15 protein-coding genes are annotated in these 15,294 nt (G+C 40.2%); 8 read left to right on the forward strand and 7 right to left on the reverse strand.

The genetic code is table 11. The annotated features are described in order from the left end of the window. The first annotated feature begins 75 nt into the window (after nucleotides 1-75). The gene (locus R2Q94_RS01150) at nucleotides 76-681 is read left to right on the forward strand and encodes a superoxide dismutase (RefSeq protein WP_316819598.1); all 606 of its coding nucleotides are present in this window, start codon (nucleotides 76-78) and stop codon (nucleotides 679-681) included. 83 nt (nucleotides 682-764) lie between these two features. Here the strand turns inward: R2Q94_RS01150 and R2Q94_RS01155 are convergent, their stop codons facing one another. Next, entirely contained in the window at nucleotides 765-1,697 is a 933-nt protein-coding gene (locus R2Q94_RS01155; protein ID WP_316819599.1) for a hydrogen peroxide-inducible genes activator, read from the reverse strand. 73 nt (nucleotides 1,698-1,770) lie between these two features. After that, nucleotides 1,771-2,700, reverse strand: a complete 930-nt coding sequence (locus R2Q94_RS01160; protein WP_316819600.1) for a GDP-L-fucose synthase — start codon at nucleotides 2,698-2,700, stop codon at nucleotides 1,771-1,773. 94 nt (nucleotides 2,701-2,794) lie between these two features. Between R2Q94_RS01160 and trmB the strand changes: the two genes are divergently transcribed. The 4 genes from trmB (at nucleotide 2,795) to R2Q94_RS01180 (ending at nucleotide 4,911) form a co-directional block, all read left to right on the forward strand. After that, on the forward strand, nucleotides 2,795-3,445 hold the full coding sequence (gene trmB / locus R2Q94_RS01165) for a tRNA (guanosine(46)-N7)-methyltransferase TrmB (protein ID WP_316819968.1): 651 nt from the start codon (nucleotides 2,795-2,797) through the stop codon (nucleotides 3,443-3,445). Nucleotides 3,446-3,541: 96 nt separating this feature from the next. Further along, on the forward strand, nucleotides 3,542-3,868 hold the full coding sequence (locus R2Q94_RS01170) for an MGMT family protein (RefSeq protein ID WP_316819601.1): 327 nt from the start codon (nucleotides 3,542-3,544) through the stop codon (nucleotides 3,866-3,868). Between the two features lie 35 nt (nucleotides 3,869-3,903). Beyond that, nucleotides 3,904-4,245, forward strand: coding sequence for a carboxymuconolactone decarboxylase family protein (locus R2Q94_RS01175; protein WP_316819602.1), 342 nt, complete (start codon nucleotides 3,904-3,906; stop codon nucleotides 4,243-4,245). A gap of 105 nt (nucleotides 4,246-4,350) precedes the next feature. Continuing rightward, nucleotides 4,351-4,911 (forward strand): DNA-3-methyladenine glycosylase I, encoded by a 561-nt coding sequence (locus R2Q94_RS01180; RefSeq protein WP_316819603.1) that lies wholly within the window; start codon nucleotides 4,351-4,353, stop codon nucleotides 4,909-4,911. Between the two features lie 12 nt (nucleotides 4,912-4,923). Here R2Q94_RS01180 and R2Q94_RS01185 read toward each other — a convergent pair whose 3' ends face one another. Further along, entirely contained in the window at nucleotides 4,924-5,679 is a 756-nt protein-coding gene (locus tag R2Q94_RS01185; RefSeq protein ID WP_316819604.1) for a hypothetical protein, read from the reverse strand. Nucleotides 5,680-5,830: 151 nt separating this feature from the next. On the opposite strand from R2Q94_RS01185, the gene polA reads away from it, so the two are divergent. Next, a complete protein-coding gene (gene polA / locus R2Q94_RS01190) occupies nucleotides 5,831-8,647 on the forward strand; it encodes a DNA polymerase I (RefSeq protein ID WP_316819605.1) in 2,817 nt (938 codons plus the stop codon). 60 nt (nucleotides 8,648-8,707) lie between these two features. Here the strand turns inward: polA and R2Q94_RS01195 are convergent, their stop codons facing one another. From R2Q94_RS01195 to R2Q94_RS01210, 4 genes are all read right to left on the reverse strand, one after another. Next, complete coding sequence (locus R2Q94_RS01195; RefSeq protein ID WP_316819606.1) at nucleotides 8,708-9,385, reverse strand: metal-dependent hydrolase; 678 nt, start codon at nucleotides 9,383-9,385, stop codon at nucleotides 8,708-8,710. Between the two features lie 27 nt (nucleotides 9,386-9,412). Further along, nucleotides 9,413-9,718, reverse strand: coding sequence for a YbaB/EbfC family nucleoid-associated protein (locus R2Q94_RS01200; protein ID WP_316819607.1), 306 nt, complete (start codon nucleotides 9,716-9,718; stop codon nucleotides 9,413-9,415). A 144-nt stretch (nucleotides 9,719-9,862) separates the two neighbouring features. Then, entirely contained in the window at nucleotides 9,863-11,398 is a 1,536-nt protein-coding gene (locus R2Q94_RS01205) for a DUF4394 domain-containing protein (RefSeq protein WP_316819608.1), read from the reverse strand. Nucleotides 11,399-11,456: 58 nt separating this feature from the next. After that, nucleotides 11,457-12,617: a M28 family metallopeptidase gene (locus R2Q94_RS01210; RefSeq protein ID WP_316819609.1), complete on the reverse strand. Its 1,161-nt coding sequence runs from the start codon at nucleotides 12,615-12,617 to the stop codon at nucleotides 11,457-11,459. 141 nt (nucleotides 12,618-12,758) lie between these two features. On the opposite strand from R2Q94_RS01210, the gene R2Q94_RS01215 reads away from it, so the two are divergent. After that, on the forward strand, nucleotides 12,759-13,961 hold the full coding sequence (locus R2Q94_RS01215) for an FAD-binding oxidoreductase (RefSeq protein ID WP_316819610.1): 1,203 nt from the start codon (nucleotides 12,759-12,761) through the stop codon (nucleotides 13,959-13,961). A 620-nt stretch (nucleotides 13,962-14,581) separates the two neighbouring features. Continuing rightward, a complete protein-coding gene (locus R2Q94_RS01220) occupies nucleotides 14,582-15,286 on the forward strand; it encodes a GNAT family N-acetyltransferase (protein WP_316819611.1) in 705 nt (234 codons plus the stop codon). Nucleotides 15,287-15,294: the final 8 nt, after the last annotated feature.

Below are 15,294 nucleotides of genomic sequence, written 5' to 3' on the forward strand. Positions count from 1 at the left end.
AAGAATTGAACAAATAGTAATGTTTGAATGTTATATTTGTACAAGAAATAATATTTAACCTTAAAATATAATAATATGGCTTTTGAATTACCTGCGTTACCTTACGCAACAGATGCACTAGAACCGCATATTGATAAACTTACAATGGAAATTCACCATGGTAAGCATCACCAGGCATACGTTACCAACTTAAACAAAGCTTTAGAAGGTAAAGCAGAAGCGAATCAAAGCATCGAAGAAATCGTTAAAAACATCTCTAAGTTTCCTGCAGCTGTAAGAAACAACGGTGGTGGTCACTATAACCACTCTTTATTCTGGACAATTTTAGGTCCAAACAAAGGTGGTGAGCCTAAAGGAGAATTGGCTGAAGCTATTAATGCAGCTTTCGGTTCTTTCGCAGACTTCAAAACTAAATTTGCTGAAGCTGGTGCTACCCGTTTCGGTTCAGGATGGGCTTGGTTGATCGTTACTGCAGATAACAAATTAGCAGTATGTTCTACACCAAACCAGGATAGTCCATTGATGGATATCGCTGAAGTAAAAGGTACTCCACTATTGGGTATGGACGTATGGGAACATGCTTACTACTTAAAATATCAAAACAGACGTCCAGACTATATTTCAGCTTTCTGGAATGTAGTAAACTGGGATGCAGTTGCTGATCGCTTCAAAAAAGCGTAATCAACCTGTTTTTCATAAGAACAGCCTGTAGGGATTTGATTCCTTACAGGCTGTTTTTTTATACCCATTTATTTTTTTTAAAACTAGATGCCAACCACGTCTTTTCTCTTTTTCTGTTTCATTGACTTCGGAATAATTGCCAGAATTTCTTCTTTTAAGGCGTTCAGCATACGTTTCTTAATGAAGTTTTTATGGGTCACCAGACTGATCTCTCTAACCGGTTCCGGCGATTTAAAATGGCGTACCTTACTGAGCTGTTTGGGATTCAGATCTGTTAAGGCCAGTTCAGGAAGCAGCGTTGCTCCGTTATTGACATCCACCATGCGGATCAGTGTTTCTACACTTCCGGTATTATAGGTTAAACCCTGCAGGCGATTGTCTTTGGTAGAGCGACAAATGTTAAGCACCTGAGAACGCATACAGTGTCCCTCATTTAATAGCCAGATGTTTTCTTCTTCTAAATCAGTGGCATCAATGGTTTTCTTTTTGTACAACTTACTGTTTTTGCTAATGTAGGTGACAAAGTTCTCATAATATAGCGGAAGCTCATTGATGTTATTGTCGGCAAGGGGAGTGGCCAGAATGCCACAATCCAGTACACCTGTTTTTAGGTGGTGGATGATGTCTTCGGTAGTATATTCCCAGATGAGGAGCTTAAGATCAGGAAATTTTTCCATCATGCCAGAGATGACCCTGGGTAATAAATAAGGCGCTACAGTAGGAATAATCCCAACTTTAAGTTCTCCAACAACGTCTTGCTCCTGACTGCTGATGATTTCTTTGATCTTTTGGCTTTCCTGGAGGACCAATCTCGCCTGTTCGATAATCTGGGCGCCGATCTCTGTAGGAACTACCGGCTGTTTGCTGCGGTCAAAAATCTTGACATTCAGCATCTCTTCCAGCTTTTGTACCTGCATACTTAATGTTGGCTGAGTCACAAAACACTTATCTGCGGCACCAACAAAGCTTCTGTAGGTATCTACAGCAACAATATATTCCAGTTGAACTAAGGTCATATAGCTAAAATTTATCTAATTAAACAAAGATATCAATTTAAGCTATATGACTGGCTGTTCTGCTTTTTTTGATTTAAATATGTTTGGCTAAAAAATCCAGATAAGCCAATTTAATGCCCTCTTCCAGTTCTATTTTATGTTTCCAGCCTAGCTCATGTAGTTTAGAAACATCCATTAATTTACGAGGCGTTCCGTCCGGTTTACTACTATCGAAGGTCAATTCCCCCTCAAAGCCAATCACTTTTTTGATCATTAATGCAAGATCTTTGATACTGAGGTCTTCTCCTGTTCCAATATTCACGAAACCGGCCTCATTATAATTCTCCATGAGGAAATAACAAGCTTCTGCCAGATCGTCTGCAAAAAGAAATTCACGCATTGGTGATCCTGAACCCCAGATGTTAACTTCTGCAGTACCATTCACTTTTGCTTCGTGAAATTTACGGATCAGAGCAGGCAACACATGTGAGTTTTGTGGATGATAATTGTCGTTGTAGCCATATAAGTTGGTCGGCATCACAGAAATAAAGTTACAGTTGTATTGCGCTCTGTAAGCTTCACACATTTTGATTCCTGCAATTTTAGCAATGGCATAAGGCTCATTGGTTTCTTCTAAAAGACCAGTTAGCAGGTATTCTTCTTTCAAGGGTTGCGGAGCCAGTTTTGGATAAATACAGCTTGAACCTAAGAACATTAATTTCTTAACACCAGTTTTGTAAGCCTCATGGATCACATTGTTCTGAATGCATAGGTTTTCATATAGAAAGTCGGCCCTATAAGTGTTGTTAGCAATAATTCCGCCCACTTTTGCTGCGGCAAGGAAAACATATTCCGGTTTTTCTGCTGCAAAGAATTCGGACACATCCTGTTGATTGCGCAAATCAAGCTCCGATGAGGTTCTGGTGATCAGTTGGGTGTATCCTTCCTTAACCAGCTTACGATAGATTGCTGAGCCTACCATACCACGATGGCCAGCTACATATATTTTTGCGTTCTTTTCCAATTAAAATTCGATTATAGCGGCAAAACTACGAAATAGTTCTCATCATCTTTAAGAGACTGATTTAATTGTATTTTTGCATAAAAATATTTTAGTAGTGGGTAAAGATAAATTAAGAAAATTTGCAGAGATAGATACTTTTTCCAATGTCTATCAGATGGAAGAAGGAAAGCCTTTAAAAGGTAAATGGGGCGCTGAACATTTCAAAAATGAAAAGCCTATTGTGCTGGAACTGGCATGTGGTAAAGGCGAATACTCCGTTAATATGGCGAAATTTTTTCCAGAGAAAAACTTCATTGGGATTGATTTGAAAGGGAATCGCATCTGGAGAGGCGCAAGAACAGGGGTAGATGAAAACATTGAAAACCTTGCTTTTCTAAGGATTCAGATTGAGGACCTTACCGAATATTTTGAAAAAGGAGAAATAGATGAGATCTGGATTACCTTCCCTGATCCTCAGCCTCAGGACAGCAGAGAGAAGAAAAGATTAACTTATGATCGCTTTTTAGAGATGTATAAAATCTTACTTAAACCCGCTGGACGAGTAAACCTGAAGACCGATAATGATGGTTTGTATGCATATACTGTTGAAAAAGTGGAGGAATTAGGTTTGATTTGCCATAAGAAAACGGATCATTTGTATACTTCTGAGTTTTATGATGACGTTTTAAAAATCAAAACGCATTATGAACGTATTTATCTGAAACACGATAAAAACATCAATTACATCCAGTTTTCGTTTGAATAAAAGCAGGGTTCCTTAGGAAATAATAAGTAATGCCAGATGATTTGGACCGGCCAGCTGAATAGTTCATTTTAACAATTAACCTTAAAAGAAAAGTCAATGGAGCAATCTTTTTATGACCAGGTTTTTGAATTGGTCAGACTCATTCCTAAAGGAAGGGTGTCTTCTTATGGTGCGATTGCAAAGAGCCTGGGTGCTGGCGGTTCCGCACGTATGGTTGGTTATGCCATGAGTACAGCGGGAGCTGCACAGCCAGCTGTACCTGCACATCGGGTGGTTAACAGTTCCGGAATGCTTACAGGAAAGTTCCATTTTAAGACTGCTGAAATGATGCAGGAATTGTTGGAAGCAGAGGGTATTGTAGTAAAAAATGACAAGGTGCAGAATTTTAAAAATTTGCTTTGGAATCCCTTAATAGAGCTTTAATCAGCTAATTATAATTAAATAAGATCAATTTGTATATGGGAAAATTAGTAGAAGAATTTAACGACTATCGTTCCAAAATGAACGATAGAATCATGGAGACAGCAAATACCAATATCAAAAGATTTTTTGCATTAGATACCACCACTTATGCTGATGGGGCGCTAAATGTAAAGACTAAAGAAATGTTGGGGCTTGTAGCTTCTATGGTATTACGTTGTGACGATTGTATCAAGTATCACCTTGAGAAATGCTTCAATGAAGGAGTTAGTAATGAGGAGATCAATGAGGTATTCATGATTGCAAATCTGGTTGGTGGTTCCATCGTGATCCCACATTATAGAAGAGCAGTTGAATATTGGGACGAACTGAGTCAGTAACAGCCTAATTTTATTGTAGGAACATCTGCTGGAATCCTGGAAAAGGAAGCTGTTCCATAGCAATTTCCTTAATTTTTAATGCTAAACCTTTAGTTCAATAAATCAATGTCAGAAATGATCAGATGTGGATGGTGTGGTACCGATCCTCTATATGTTAAATACCACGACGAAGAATGGGGCAAACCTGTTTATGATGATCGCATCCTTTTTGAGTTCTTAATTCTGGAAGGAGCTCAGGCTGGCCTTAGCTGGATCACCATCCTAAAAAGGAGGGAAGGATATAAAAATGCCTTTGCTGATTTCGATGTACAGAAAGTCGCTGCTTTTACGGAAGCTGATGAAGAGCGTTTAATGAATGACCCAGGGATCATTAGGAACCGTTTAAAGGTAAAGGCGGCCATTGGCAATGCCCGTCTTTTTATAGCAATTCAGAAAGAATTTGGTTCTTTTTCTGATTTCATCTGGGGATTTCTTCCAAATAAAAAGCCCATTGTGAATGTGGTAAAATCCATGGCGGATGTTCCTGCCCGTACTGAAATATCGGATGCGATCAGTAAAGACATGAAGAAACGAGGTTTCAAATTCTTCGGAACCACCATTTGTTATGCTCACATGCAGGCCACCGGCATGGTGAACGACCATATTGAAGGCTGCATATCCAAATAAATCAAGCCTGCTTTAGTTCTGATCTCCGGGTTTTTTATGAGCGGCATTATAAGCGGTCACAAAAGCGATAATTGACTTTGAATCAAAGTTTTCTGTCGCTTTTATTCTTTCCGCCAATTCCTCATCATTATTTAGTTTCTGTAGCAATGCATTCTTAATTTGTTGATTTTTTTCTGCTGAACCTGCCCCTTCAATTGGCATTTCCAACATCGGGCCAGTGCCAAATTTCTCAATAAAGAAGGTTGCCGGCATCATTCTTCTTTTTGGTGCTTCTTGTCTGCGGCCAGCTCCAATAGAGATTCCGCCACCTATACCTATACCACTGCCAAAACCGCCGGTTCCAGCCCCAATACCAATGCTTGGTCTGATGCGGGCTCTTTTTGGCTCAGGAACATCAACACCCACATTTCCGCCAATAGCGTATAAGTTTACCGCACCATGTTCAACGATCTTGAAAAACTTGTGTTGCATTTTATTGTTGATGACAATTGGTTTACTCAGGTAAGTTTCCCCATTCCAGACAAACTCCTGGATGTCGCTGGCCTTTAACTGAACTACAGATTCATCTTCCTTAGTGAAAATAACGGTCGAATAGTCGGTCGCCTGTATCGTTCCACGAAGGAAATCTCCTGGTTTGATCACTACAATATCCTGCGCCATTGCGCCAATACCTGCAATCATTAGTAAAACGAGCAGGTTAAGGGTCTTTATCGCTTTCATCATGATCAAATAACGGAAATTATTTGCTGTTGTTATGGATAATGACAAACAATTATTTAAGTATTAGTACCTTTATCCGATAGGCTTAATCCCGAAATTCGTAGACTATTCGGAATAATTAACCTCGAATAACAAAGAATAAATGTACTGGAAGATCAGCTTTGATGATGGCTTCCTCACTAATAAAAACGACATACTGATGAAAAAACTTTTTCTTCTTGACGGCATGGCGCTCATTTACAGAGCGCATTTTGCATTGAGTAAAAACCCCCGGTTTACATCCACAGGGATCAATACATCGGCAGTGATGGGTTTTGCAAACACCTTAATGGAGGTATTGAAAAAGGAAAAACCAAGTCATATTGCTGTGGTTTTTGATACAGCTGCACCAACGGAAAGACATACTGACTTTGAAGCGTATAAGGCTCACCGGCAAGCGATGCCGGAAGATCTCTCTGCGGCTTTGCCCTATGTAGTTAAACTGATTGAGGGCTTTAAAATCCCGGTCATCACCAAAGATGGCTTTGAAGCAGATGACATCATCGGAACTTTAGCTAAAGAGGGGGAAAAACAAGGTTTTACTGTTTATTGTATGACTCCTGATAAGGATTTCGCGCAATTGGTATCCGATAAAATTTTCATTTATAAACCTGCGCGTATGGGTAATGAAATGGAGATTCTGGGTGTTGATGAAGTAAAAGCGAAATGGGAAATTGAAGATGTAAAACAGGTAATTGACATCCTGGGTTTATGGGGCGATGCAGTGGATAATATCCCTGGAATTCCTGGTATCGGAGAAAAAACAGCAAAATCATTGATCCAGAAATATGGCTCAATGGAAAACATCATCGCCAATGCTCATGAACTGAAAGGAAAACAACGTGAAAACGTGGAGACCTACGCTGAACAAGGTTTATTATCTAAAAAACTGGCCACCATTATTCTGGATGTTCCGGTAGAATTTAACCCTGATGAGCTTGCATTGGAATCTCCAAGCAGGGAATTATTAGAGCCATTATTCGCAGAATTAGAATTTAGAACGATTGGCAAGCGTGTTTTTGGAGAAGAATTCAATGTGAATGAAGCGAAAGCGCCTGCTGCTGCTCAGCAAATAGATTTATTTGCTAGTCCTATAGCGCAACCCGAAGTAAAATCCGGAACATTCGTAACGGCTCCGAGCTTCTCTGAAGATACTCCTGCCTCAAAATCAATAGAAAACACCAGTCATGATTATAAACTGGTAGACAGTCCGGAATTGCGAAAATCATTGATTGAAGAGCTGGAAAAACAAGAAAGCATTTGCTTCGATACAGAAACGACCGGTACAGATGCCAACCTTGCAGATTTAGTAGGGATATCTTTCTGTATTAAACCCGGAGAAGGGTATTATATTCCTTTGTCTGCGGATAGGGAAGAAGTATTGGCCATTCTGGAAGAGTTCAGAGGAGTACTTGAAAATGAAAATATTGAAAAAATCGGTCAGAACCTAAAATATGATATCCTGATCATGAAATGGTACGGCATAAATATCAAAGGAAAACTTTTTGATACCATGCTTGCCCATTACCTGATTGATCCGGATACCAGACATAATATGGACGTCCTTTCAGAAAATTACCTGAGCTATACCCCGATATCGATCACAAAATTGATCGGTGCAAAAGGAAAAAATCAGGGAAATATGAGAGATGTACCCGTAGAACAGGTGGTTGATTATGCAGCAGAAGATGCAGATGTAACCCTGCAGCTGGCGAATGTGTTCAGACCAATGTTGAAAGAACTGAATGTAGAAGGGTTAGCCAGAGAAGTGGAAAATCCTTTAGTTTACGTGCTTGCAGCTATTGAAAAAGAAGGTGTAAAGATCGATGTAGATACTTTAAACAACTATTCAAAAGAGCTGGAAATCGACATCAGAAAGTTTGAGCAGAATGTTTTCGAAAAATGCGGCGTTACTTTTAACCTGGCTTCACCAAAGCAACTTGGAGAGGTGCTTTTCGATAAATTACAACTTGATCCTAAAGCTAAAAAGACGAAAACCGGTCAGTATCAAACTGGAGAAGATGTGCTGTTGGCGCTTGCCAGTAAGAGTGATATTGTAAAAGATATCCTTGATTTCCGTCAGTTGCAAAAGCTGAAATCTACCTATGTGGATGCTTTGCCGTTATTGGTAAATCCAAAAACAGGAAGGGTGCATACCAGTTATAATCAGGCGGTAGCGGCTACAGGAAGGCTAAGTTCTAACAATCCTAACCTGCAAAACATTCCTATTCGTAGTGATAGAGGTAGAGAAGTACGTAAAGCGTTTATCCCCAGAGATGAAAATCATGTGTTGCTATCTGCGGATTATTCTCAAATAGAACTGCGGATCATCGCTGAAATCAGTAAAGAAGAGAACATGCTTGATGCTTTTAATAAAGGTATTGATATTCATACGGCAACCGCAGCTCGTGTTTATGGAATATCAATTGAAGAAGTAAGTTCAGATCAGCGTCGTAATGCCAAAGCGGTAAACTTTGGAATCATCTATGGTCAATCTGCTTTCGGTTTGTCTCAAAATCTTGGAATTCCAAGAAAAGAAGCGGCGGCTATTATTGAACAATATTTTGAGCAATATCCAGGGATTCAGCGTTACATGTCGGATACCATGAATTTCGCCAGAGAAAATGGTTTCGTTGAAACGATCCTGGGAAGAAGGAGATATTTAAGAGACATTAACTCTGCTAACCAGACTGTACGTGGCTTTGCTGAGCGAAATGCGATCAATGCCCCTATACAGGGCTCTGCTGCGGATATGATCAAAGTCGCTATGCTGAACATCCATCAGGACATTCAGGATCAAGGCCTGCAATCAAAAATGACCATGCAGGTGCATGATGAGTTGGTCTTCGACGTATTAAAAACAGAAGTAGAGGCCATGAAAAAAATCATTACTCATCGCATGAAAACCGCCATCAAAACCACAGTGCCGATTGAGATAGAAATCGGAGAAGGTAATAATTGGTTGGAAGCACATTAAAATTAGCGGCACTAAATAAAAAAAGGAGAGATGTACAAGACATCTCTCCTTTTTTTATTCCTATAAGTCAATTGTCTCACCAATAGCTGGCAACAACAACACCTTATTTTCTCTGTTAAACTTTGCAATGGCCTCTTCTGTATCGATTTCAATCACAGGAAAGGTATTATAATGTACCCCAATTACTTTATTACACTCAAAATACTTTGTAGAAATCAGTGCATCATCTACATCCATGGTGTAATTCCCACCAATCGGTAAAATCGCATAATCTAAATTATAAAGGTCTGCCAGCAATTTCATTTCTATGGTCAAAGAAGTGTCTCCAGCAAAATAAATAGTCTTTCCGCCTGTTTCAAGTACAAATCCCGCTGGATTTCCACCATAACTGCCATCGGGCATAGAGCTGGAATGTGCAGCCCATACCATTCTTAATTTACCGAACTCAAATTTCTGAGCGCCATAATTCATATCATGGGTATTGGTTACACCTTGTGCTTTTGCCCATGCGATCACTTCAGGCATGGCAATCACCTGGGCCTTGGTTTGCTTTGCCAGACTGACAAGATCTGCTACATGGTCTCCATGTCCATGACTCACCAGAATATAATCTGCTTCAATCTTGCTGGTATCAATGTGTTTTGCCAGGCCATTTGGACTAATAAATGGATCAAAAAGAAATTTCTTGCCGTTTGCTTCTAATAAAAAGCAAGACTGACCATAATAAGTATACTTCATGAGGCTAAAAAATTAGGGTTAAAAGGACTATTTGCCGAACAATCCGCCAAGGCCACCCATCATCGATTGAGTAGCAGCCTGCATTTCATGGGCGCTTACTTGTTCCGCTTGTGCTAAAGCCTTATTAATGGCAGTTAACAACAGCTCTTCCAGTTCTTCTTTATCTGCTTGTTTGTAAAATTCTTCGTCGATTTCTACCGCAGTAATCGATTTATTTGCAGTGGAAGTAATGCGAATGGCACCAGCTTCTACCTCGCCAAAAACAGAAACGGTATCTAATCTCTTTTTTATCTCTTCGGCCTGCTTTTGTGCAGCCATTAATTTATCGAACATAAGCTTGTATTTTTTATTATAACAACGAAATTAAGGGAAATTGGTTTAAAGAAATCATTTTGTGTAAAGATTTCGTACCTGGGATTAAAAAAAACAGCTGCACCCTATAGGGCACAGCTGAGGTCATAAGTAGATGAAAAAAGATTAAATACCTAGTCCAAGGGTCATTGCAGTTACTGTTTTTGGGAAATCCGCAACTGGTGTGGCTATGCCGCTGCTCAGGTTAATGGTATAAATTTTATTTGCACCAGCAACAGTTAGAATGGCATATGCAGTTCCGGAGCTACTACCGATGTCAAAGCCATTGGTGTTTTCTACATTGATGCCTAAAGCACCCACTTCCACCAAAACTCCGTCATTTGGAGGGCTTTGTTTGTAGAGTTTATCAGTTACGTGGTCAATGTCAAACAGAATGGTTTCTGTGGCACCAAAAAAGTTATTGGTATAAGCTGCGGCACTGATCGCTGGAGTTCCGGGTTTCAAGGTGCCATCTATTGCCACAACAGCACCTGTTTCTGGATGTAATCGTAAGTTCTGACCATCGTTGCCTACAACCCTTATTCTGTCGACAGTAGGGTTAAAATCAAAACCATAACTGCTGCCGGTTAGCAAAGTGCTCAGGACACCAGTACCAACTACAGTAAAAGCACCTGTAGCGGCGTTTACGGTATAAAGGCGGCTGGAACTACCCAATGCATAAATCTGGCCATTAAGGGGTCTGAAATCTATACCGAGGACAGTTTCTGAAGGTGCTAGTCCGGTAATTGCTTTAGCTACCGGTGTTCCTGGATTGACTGGGTTAAAGATCAAAAAGTTATTGGCATTGTCTACTGCATAAGCCACTGGATCTGTAGGGATGGCGAGACCTTCAATTGCAGTTGAAGTAGGGAATTTTCCCGCAAGCGTAGCTTTTCCGGTTTCCAAATTGATGGTGTAAAGGTTGGAGGCACCGGCAGTTGTCCCTGCAACAAGTGCTTTAGTATTATCCGGAGCGATGTCAAATGCGGCATTGCTGCCTATTTCAACCCCTAGTGGACCCACCTCTACCAGCTTCCCCTCATTTGGTGGATCTTGTTTATATAGCTTTTTGCTGTTAAGATCGATGTCGAAAAGAACGGTAGTTGCAGATCCGGCCTTGCTGTTGGTGTAAGCAACACCCGAGATTTTTGGACTGGCAATACCGTTAATGATACCATCAGTGGCTGCAACAGCGCCTGTTTCAGGATGAATTCTGAGATTTTGTCCGGTATTGGTTACCAGACGGATGCGATCTACTGTTGGATTGAAATCAATGCTGACCGCAGTTCCATCAATTGCAGGGCTGAACCCTGTACCTATCGCCCTGGCTATCCCATTTAATCGGATCACATATAATTTGCTGGTATTACTCACTCCGTACAGTTCCCCGGTAGCTGGACGGAAGTCAATACTCAGCATTTTTTCATTTGCAGCAAGTCCGGTGATTGCAACCGAAGAGATCGCATTACCTGCATTTTTTGCATTGAACTTATGAAGGCTGTTGTTAGATAATCCAAAGAAGAGTTGGTCCGGTCCTGAAACTGGTAGATCAATAAAAGGATTTTTATCCTTTTTACAAGAGGCAACTGCCATGCTGAGAAAAAATAGTGGCAATAGCAGGGATTTACTGGGCAGAAATGCCTTTAGGTTAAAGTTTTTCATAGGATAGGTGTTAAGGTAGAGTTGTGTGTACCTACGAAAAAATACTTTGACCGGATTTTTAGCGACTACTAAGGGCTTTCATTAAGCCCGCGTTAAAGTCTGTAAGCAGTCTGAAAAGATGCTCAAATTCGGTAAGAGGCAAAGTCTTAGCCAGATCATAGGTGTCGTGGTATGCAGCAATTCCTCCTTGCGTATACATGAAAAAAGCAGGTACGCCTTTCTCTGTGAAGAAATAATGATCACTGTTGGCCGCTTTTCCTCTTGCATTGATCTTTGGCAGGTACTTTTTATCCCGGTTGAGCTGCTGCAACAGTTCGAACTCTTTAGGATGAATGGTCGCATTCACTACCGTAATGCCATTTTCTCCGGTGCCAACCATATCGAGATTGGTTAGAAATCTGATCTTATTCAGCTCAATTAAGGGGTGTTCCGTAAAGTATTTTGAGCCAATTAAGCCGATTTCTTCAGCGGCAAAGCAAATGAATGCCATGGTATAAGGTTGTGGATTTTTGGCGTAATGTTCCGCGAGATTCAGAAGTAAGGCAACACCGCTCGCATTATCATTGGCTCCTGGGAAATAGGTATCTTTCCCTAAACTTCCTAAATGATCGTAATGAGCCGTGATCAGCAGTATTGAGTCTGGTTTTTTTGTGCCTTTTACCAATGCGCAGATATTTGAAGCAGGAAATGCAGGAATGAATTTGTTCTCGATATCAATTTCTATTTTTTCCGGGAGGGTTGAAATCGCCTTAGCTGCGACTTCTATAACGGTATAATCGGCCACTTCAGGAGCCACAGACCAGTTCAGCTTATCTTTTAAAATGAGAAGTACACGGTGCTCCTGGTTAATGAAGGTGATGCTGTCTTTTTGAATCAATGTTCCTTTGATTTGCTGCCCCATGCTTTCCGGACTCAGTACAAAATCTTTTCCTGGAATAAGTGGTTTCCCATTGAGATTTAATGCCATTTTTCCTGGAAAGGTGTTCACAGAATAGCTAAAAGTTTGTTTGAAATCTTTTCCATCCATAGGACTTAAGCCATAAGCTGCAAATGAAGCACTGATAAAGTTGGCGGCTTTCTCCATCCCATTTCTGGTATATCCACGGCCCCACATTTCTTCGGAACTCAAGGTATCGATCAGCCTCTTTGCAGTGATCAGATCTTGTCCGGCAACTGCTTTGCTAAGTATAATCAGAAGAAATAACAGGAGTTTTTTCATTACTTACAGGGGATTTAACAACGAATATAAGAGATTTATACCTGCTGAAGATTAAAACACATCGCTAAAAGCATTGTTATTGCAGAGAAATAAACCTGTTATAACTGCTGACTAATTATTGATTCAAACTGATTTTAGCCTATGAACATTCGGTCAAATGAACCTTTCTGGTTAGTGAAAAATGGATTACTGCATACCTACCCTTCCCTGAGGGAAAATATCATTTGTGAGGTGTTGATCGTAGGTAGTGGGATTACAGGAGCCTTAATGGCACATTCGATGATTAAACAAGGATATGATACGGTCCTGATCGATAAAAGAGAAGTGGTTCATGGCAGCAGTTCGGCTACAACTTCCATGCTACAGTACGAGATTGATGTGCCTTTGTATCGATTGATCGATATGGTTGGAGCTCAAGGCGCAATTGCCAGTTACAAAGCTTGTAGAGATGCCATTTACACTTTAAGGGATCTGGTTGCTGAGATTGATTCGGCCTGCGGATTTGAACAAAAGGACTCGCTTTATTTTGCAGGCAGATCTAAAGATGTTTCCTGGTTGAAACGGGAATTTGAAGCGCGGAAAACCGCAGGTTTTGCAGTAAGCTGGTTAGAGAAAAAAGAAATTAAATCGCGCTATGGTTTAATCGCTGAGGCTGGCATTTTATCTGAAGATGGAGGAAGTGTTGACGCTTTTCGTCTTGCACACGATTTGTTGCATTATAATGCTAAAAAAGGATTGCGCGTGTATGATAAAACGGCATTGAAAAAGGTAAAATATGAGAAAGACCATGTGCTGGCAGAAATGGAAACCGGGGTACAGATTAAGGCTGGGAAAGTAATTTACTGCACAGGATATGAAACACAGGCGATGCTCCCTGAAAAAATAGTGGCCTTGAAAAGTACTTATGCAATGGTAGGGGAGAAAGACCATAACTTATCTCCGGCATTGAAGAGCACCCTATTTTGGAATACCGACACCCCATATCTGTATATGCGCAGTACCGCAGACGGGCGCCTGTTGTTGGGAGGCGAGGATGAGCCTTTTAAAAATCCGGTACTAAGAGATGCTTTACTCGGTAAGAAAAGAGATCGCCTCTGTAAAACATTGAAGGTCTATCTACCAGATTGTCAGTTTATAGAAGATTTTTGTTGGTCCGGGACTTTTGGCGAAACCAAAGACGGTCTGCCTTATATTGGAACCCATCCAAAGTTCCCTAATAGTTATTTTGTCCTGGGATTTGGCGGAAATGGCATCACTTTTTCTATCACCGGAATGGACATCATTCCGGAAATGATGAAGGGTACTCCTGGCTTATTGTCGCATTATTTTAGATTTGGAAGGTAATGAGGTGCTTAAGTTTTAATGGACTGTTATTGAGTTGACTGATGGTTCTGAAAATTAATGAAAACTTAATGCTTATTGGGATCGTACTTTTATCTATTAGCTTATTTTTGAACGGTAAGTTAAAAGCCGGATGGCTGAAGTATTTAAGAAAACGGTCATATTTTGGCCTTTTATGGGGATAGAAAATAGAAAGGGGGAGCAAAAACAGAAAGCTTGAAAAAGGGGCTTGATTTTTGACATTTTAATGTAGCCAAAGGAGATAAGGGGACTCCATTTTTAATTTAATCTTTTTTTACGTAAAAATGTAAAAAAATTAAAAACGTATTGCACAACTCAATATTTATTTAAACCTTTGCGCCTCAACTATTTTAAAGAAGTATCAGACACAAGAAATGATTAAGCAAATTATACATAAACTTTCTATTGTAGAAGCAAAGAATATTGCTTCCAAAAGTCTGTTTATTGTGCGTTTGCGACCCATTTTTTCTGTGACCACTAATCGGCAAAATTTCACGCCCCGGATTTGAATCATTTCTGAGTAAACCTCAGTACATTTCCATAGAGGATTGCCTCTTAAAAAACAATTAATCAGAACATTTATTTTTTTCGTTAACCTATTAATGAATACAAACGATTTTATAGTGCAGGTTGCACTTCCTGAACATCGTGTCTTTGCCGAAGAAATTTGCGAAGAAATGGCAGAGTCTGCCAAAGCACGTGGTACAGGTATCGCTAAACGCTCTCCGGAGTACGTTGCAGGTAAAATTTCGGATGGAAAATCTGTGATCGCGTTCCATAAAGATGGAACATGGGCAGGATTTTGCTATATCGAAACCTGGAGTCATGGACAATTTGTGGCCAACTCTGGCCTCATTGTTAGTCCTAAATTCCGAAAGGCCGGGCTGGCCCATGCCATCAAAGAAAAAATCTTCGAACTTTCCAGACATAAATATCCGAAAGCTAAAATATTCGGATTAACCACAGGTCTGGCAGTGATGAAGATCAACTCAGATCTTGGATATGAGCCGGTTACTTACTCAGAACTTACCCAGGATGAAGATTTCTGGAAAGGGTGTCAAAGTTGCGTGAACTTTGAAATCCTGACGATGAAGGAACGTAAAAATTGCATGTGTACTGCAATGCTTTACGATCCTGCAACTCAAAAGCACGATGTGGCAAAGAAATTTGCAGAAGAATTAGAGCGAAAGCCAAAATTGTATGAGCGCTTTATGCGCATCAAACAAAGATTGGTCTTGAAACCTAAGCCTTTGGGAAAAGGGGGATTAAAAGCCCTCGTATTATTGTTTACCTTTTTATTTAAATAGCTGTTATT

This window comes from Pedobacter gandavensis (assembly GCF_032678465.1).
GTDB classification, from domain to species: Bacteria; Bacteroidota; Bacteroidia; order Sphingobacteriales; family Sphingobacteriaceae; genus Pedobacter; species Pedobacter gandavensis_B.

What these genes read in the sequence shown, in the direction of transcription:
- R2Q94_RS01150 (WP_316819598.1), top strand. Translation starts at nt 76, where the DNA reads ATGGCTTTTGAATTACCTGCGTTACCTTACGCAACAGATGCACTAGAA.
- R2Q94_RS01155 (WP_316819599.1), bottom strand. Translation starts at nt 1,697, where the DNA reads ATGACCTTAGTTCAACTGGAATATATTGTTGCTGTAGATACCTACAGA.
- R2Q94_RS01170 (WP_316819601.1), top strand. Translation starts at nt 3,542, where the DNA reads ATGGAGCAATCTTTTTATGACCAGGTTTTTGAATTGGTCAGACTCATT.
- R2Q94_RS01175 (WP_316819602.1), top strand. Translation starts at nt 3,904, where the DNA reads ATGGGAAAATTAGTAGAAGAATTTAACGACTATCGTTCCAAAATGAAC.
- R2Q94_RS01180 (WP_316819603.1), top strand. Translation starts at nt 4,351, where the DNA reads ATGTCAGAAATGATCAGATGTGGATGGTGTGGTACCGATCCTCTATAT.
- polA (WP_316819605.1), top strand. Translation starts at nt 5,831, where the DNA reads ATGAAAAAACTTTTTCTTCTTGACGGCATGGCGCTCATTTACAGAGCG.
- R2Q94_RS01195 (WP_316819606.1), bottom strand. Translation starts at nt 9,385, where the DNA reads ATGAAGTATACTTATTATGGTCAGTCTTGCTTTTTATTAGAAGCAAAC.
- R2Q94_RS01200 (WP_316819607.1), bottom strand. Translation starts at nt 9,718, where the DNA reads ATGTTCGATAAATTAATGGCTGCACAAAAGCAGGCCGAAGAGATAAAA.
- R2Q94_RS01205 (WP_316819608.1), bottom strand. Translation starts at nt 11,398, where the DNA reads ATGAAAAACTTTAACCTAAAGGCATTTCTGCCCAGTAAATCCCTGCTA.
- R2Q94_RS01210 (WP_316819609.1), bottom strand. Translation starts at nt 12,617, where the DNA reads ATGAAAAAACTCCTGTTATTTCTTCTGATTATACTTAGCAAAGCAGTT.
- R2Q94_RS01215 (WP_316819610.1), top strand. Translation starts at nt 12,759, where the DNA reads ATGAACATTCGGTCAAATGAACCTTTCTGGTTAGTGAAAAATGGATTA.
- R2Q94_RS01220 (WP_316819611.1), top strand. Translation starts at nt 14,582, where the DNA reads ATGAATACAAACGATTTTATAGTGCAGGTTGCACTTCCTGAACATCGT.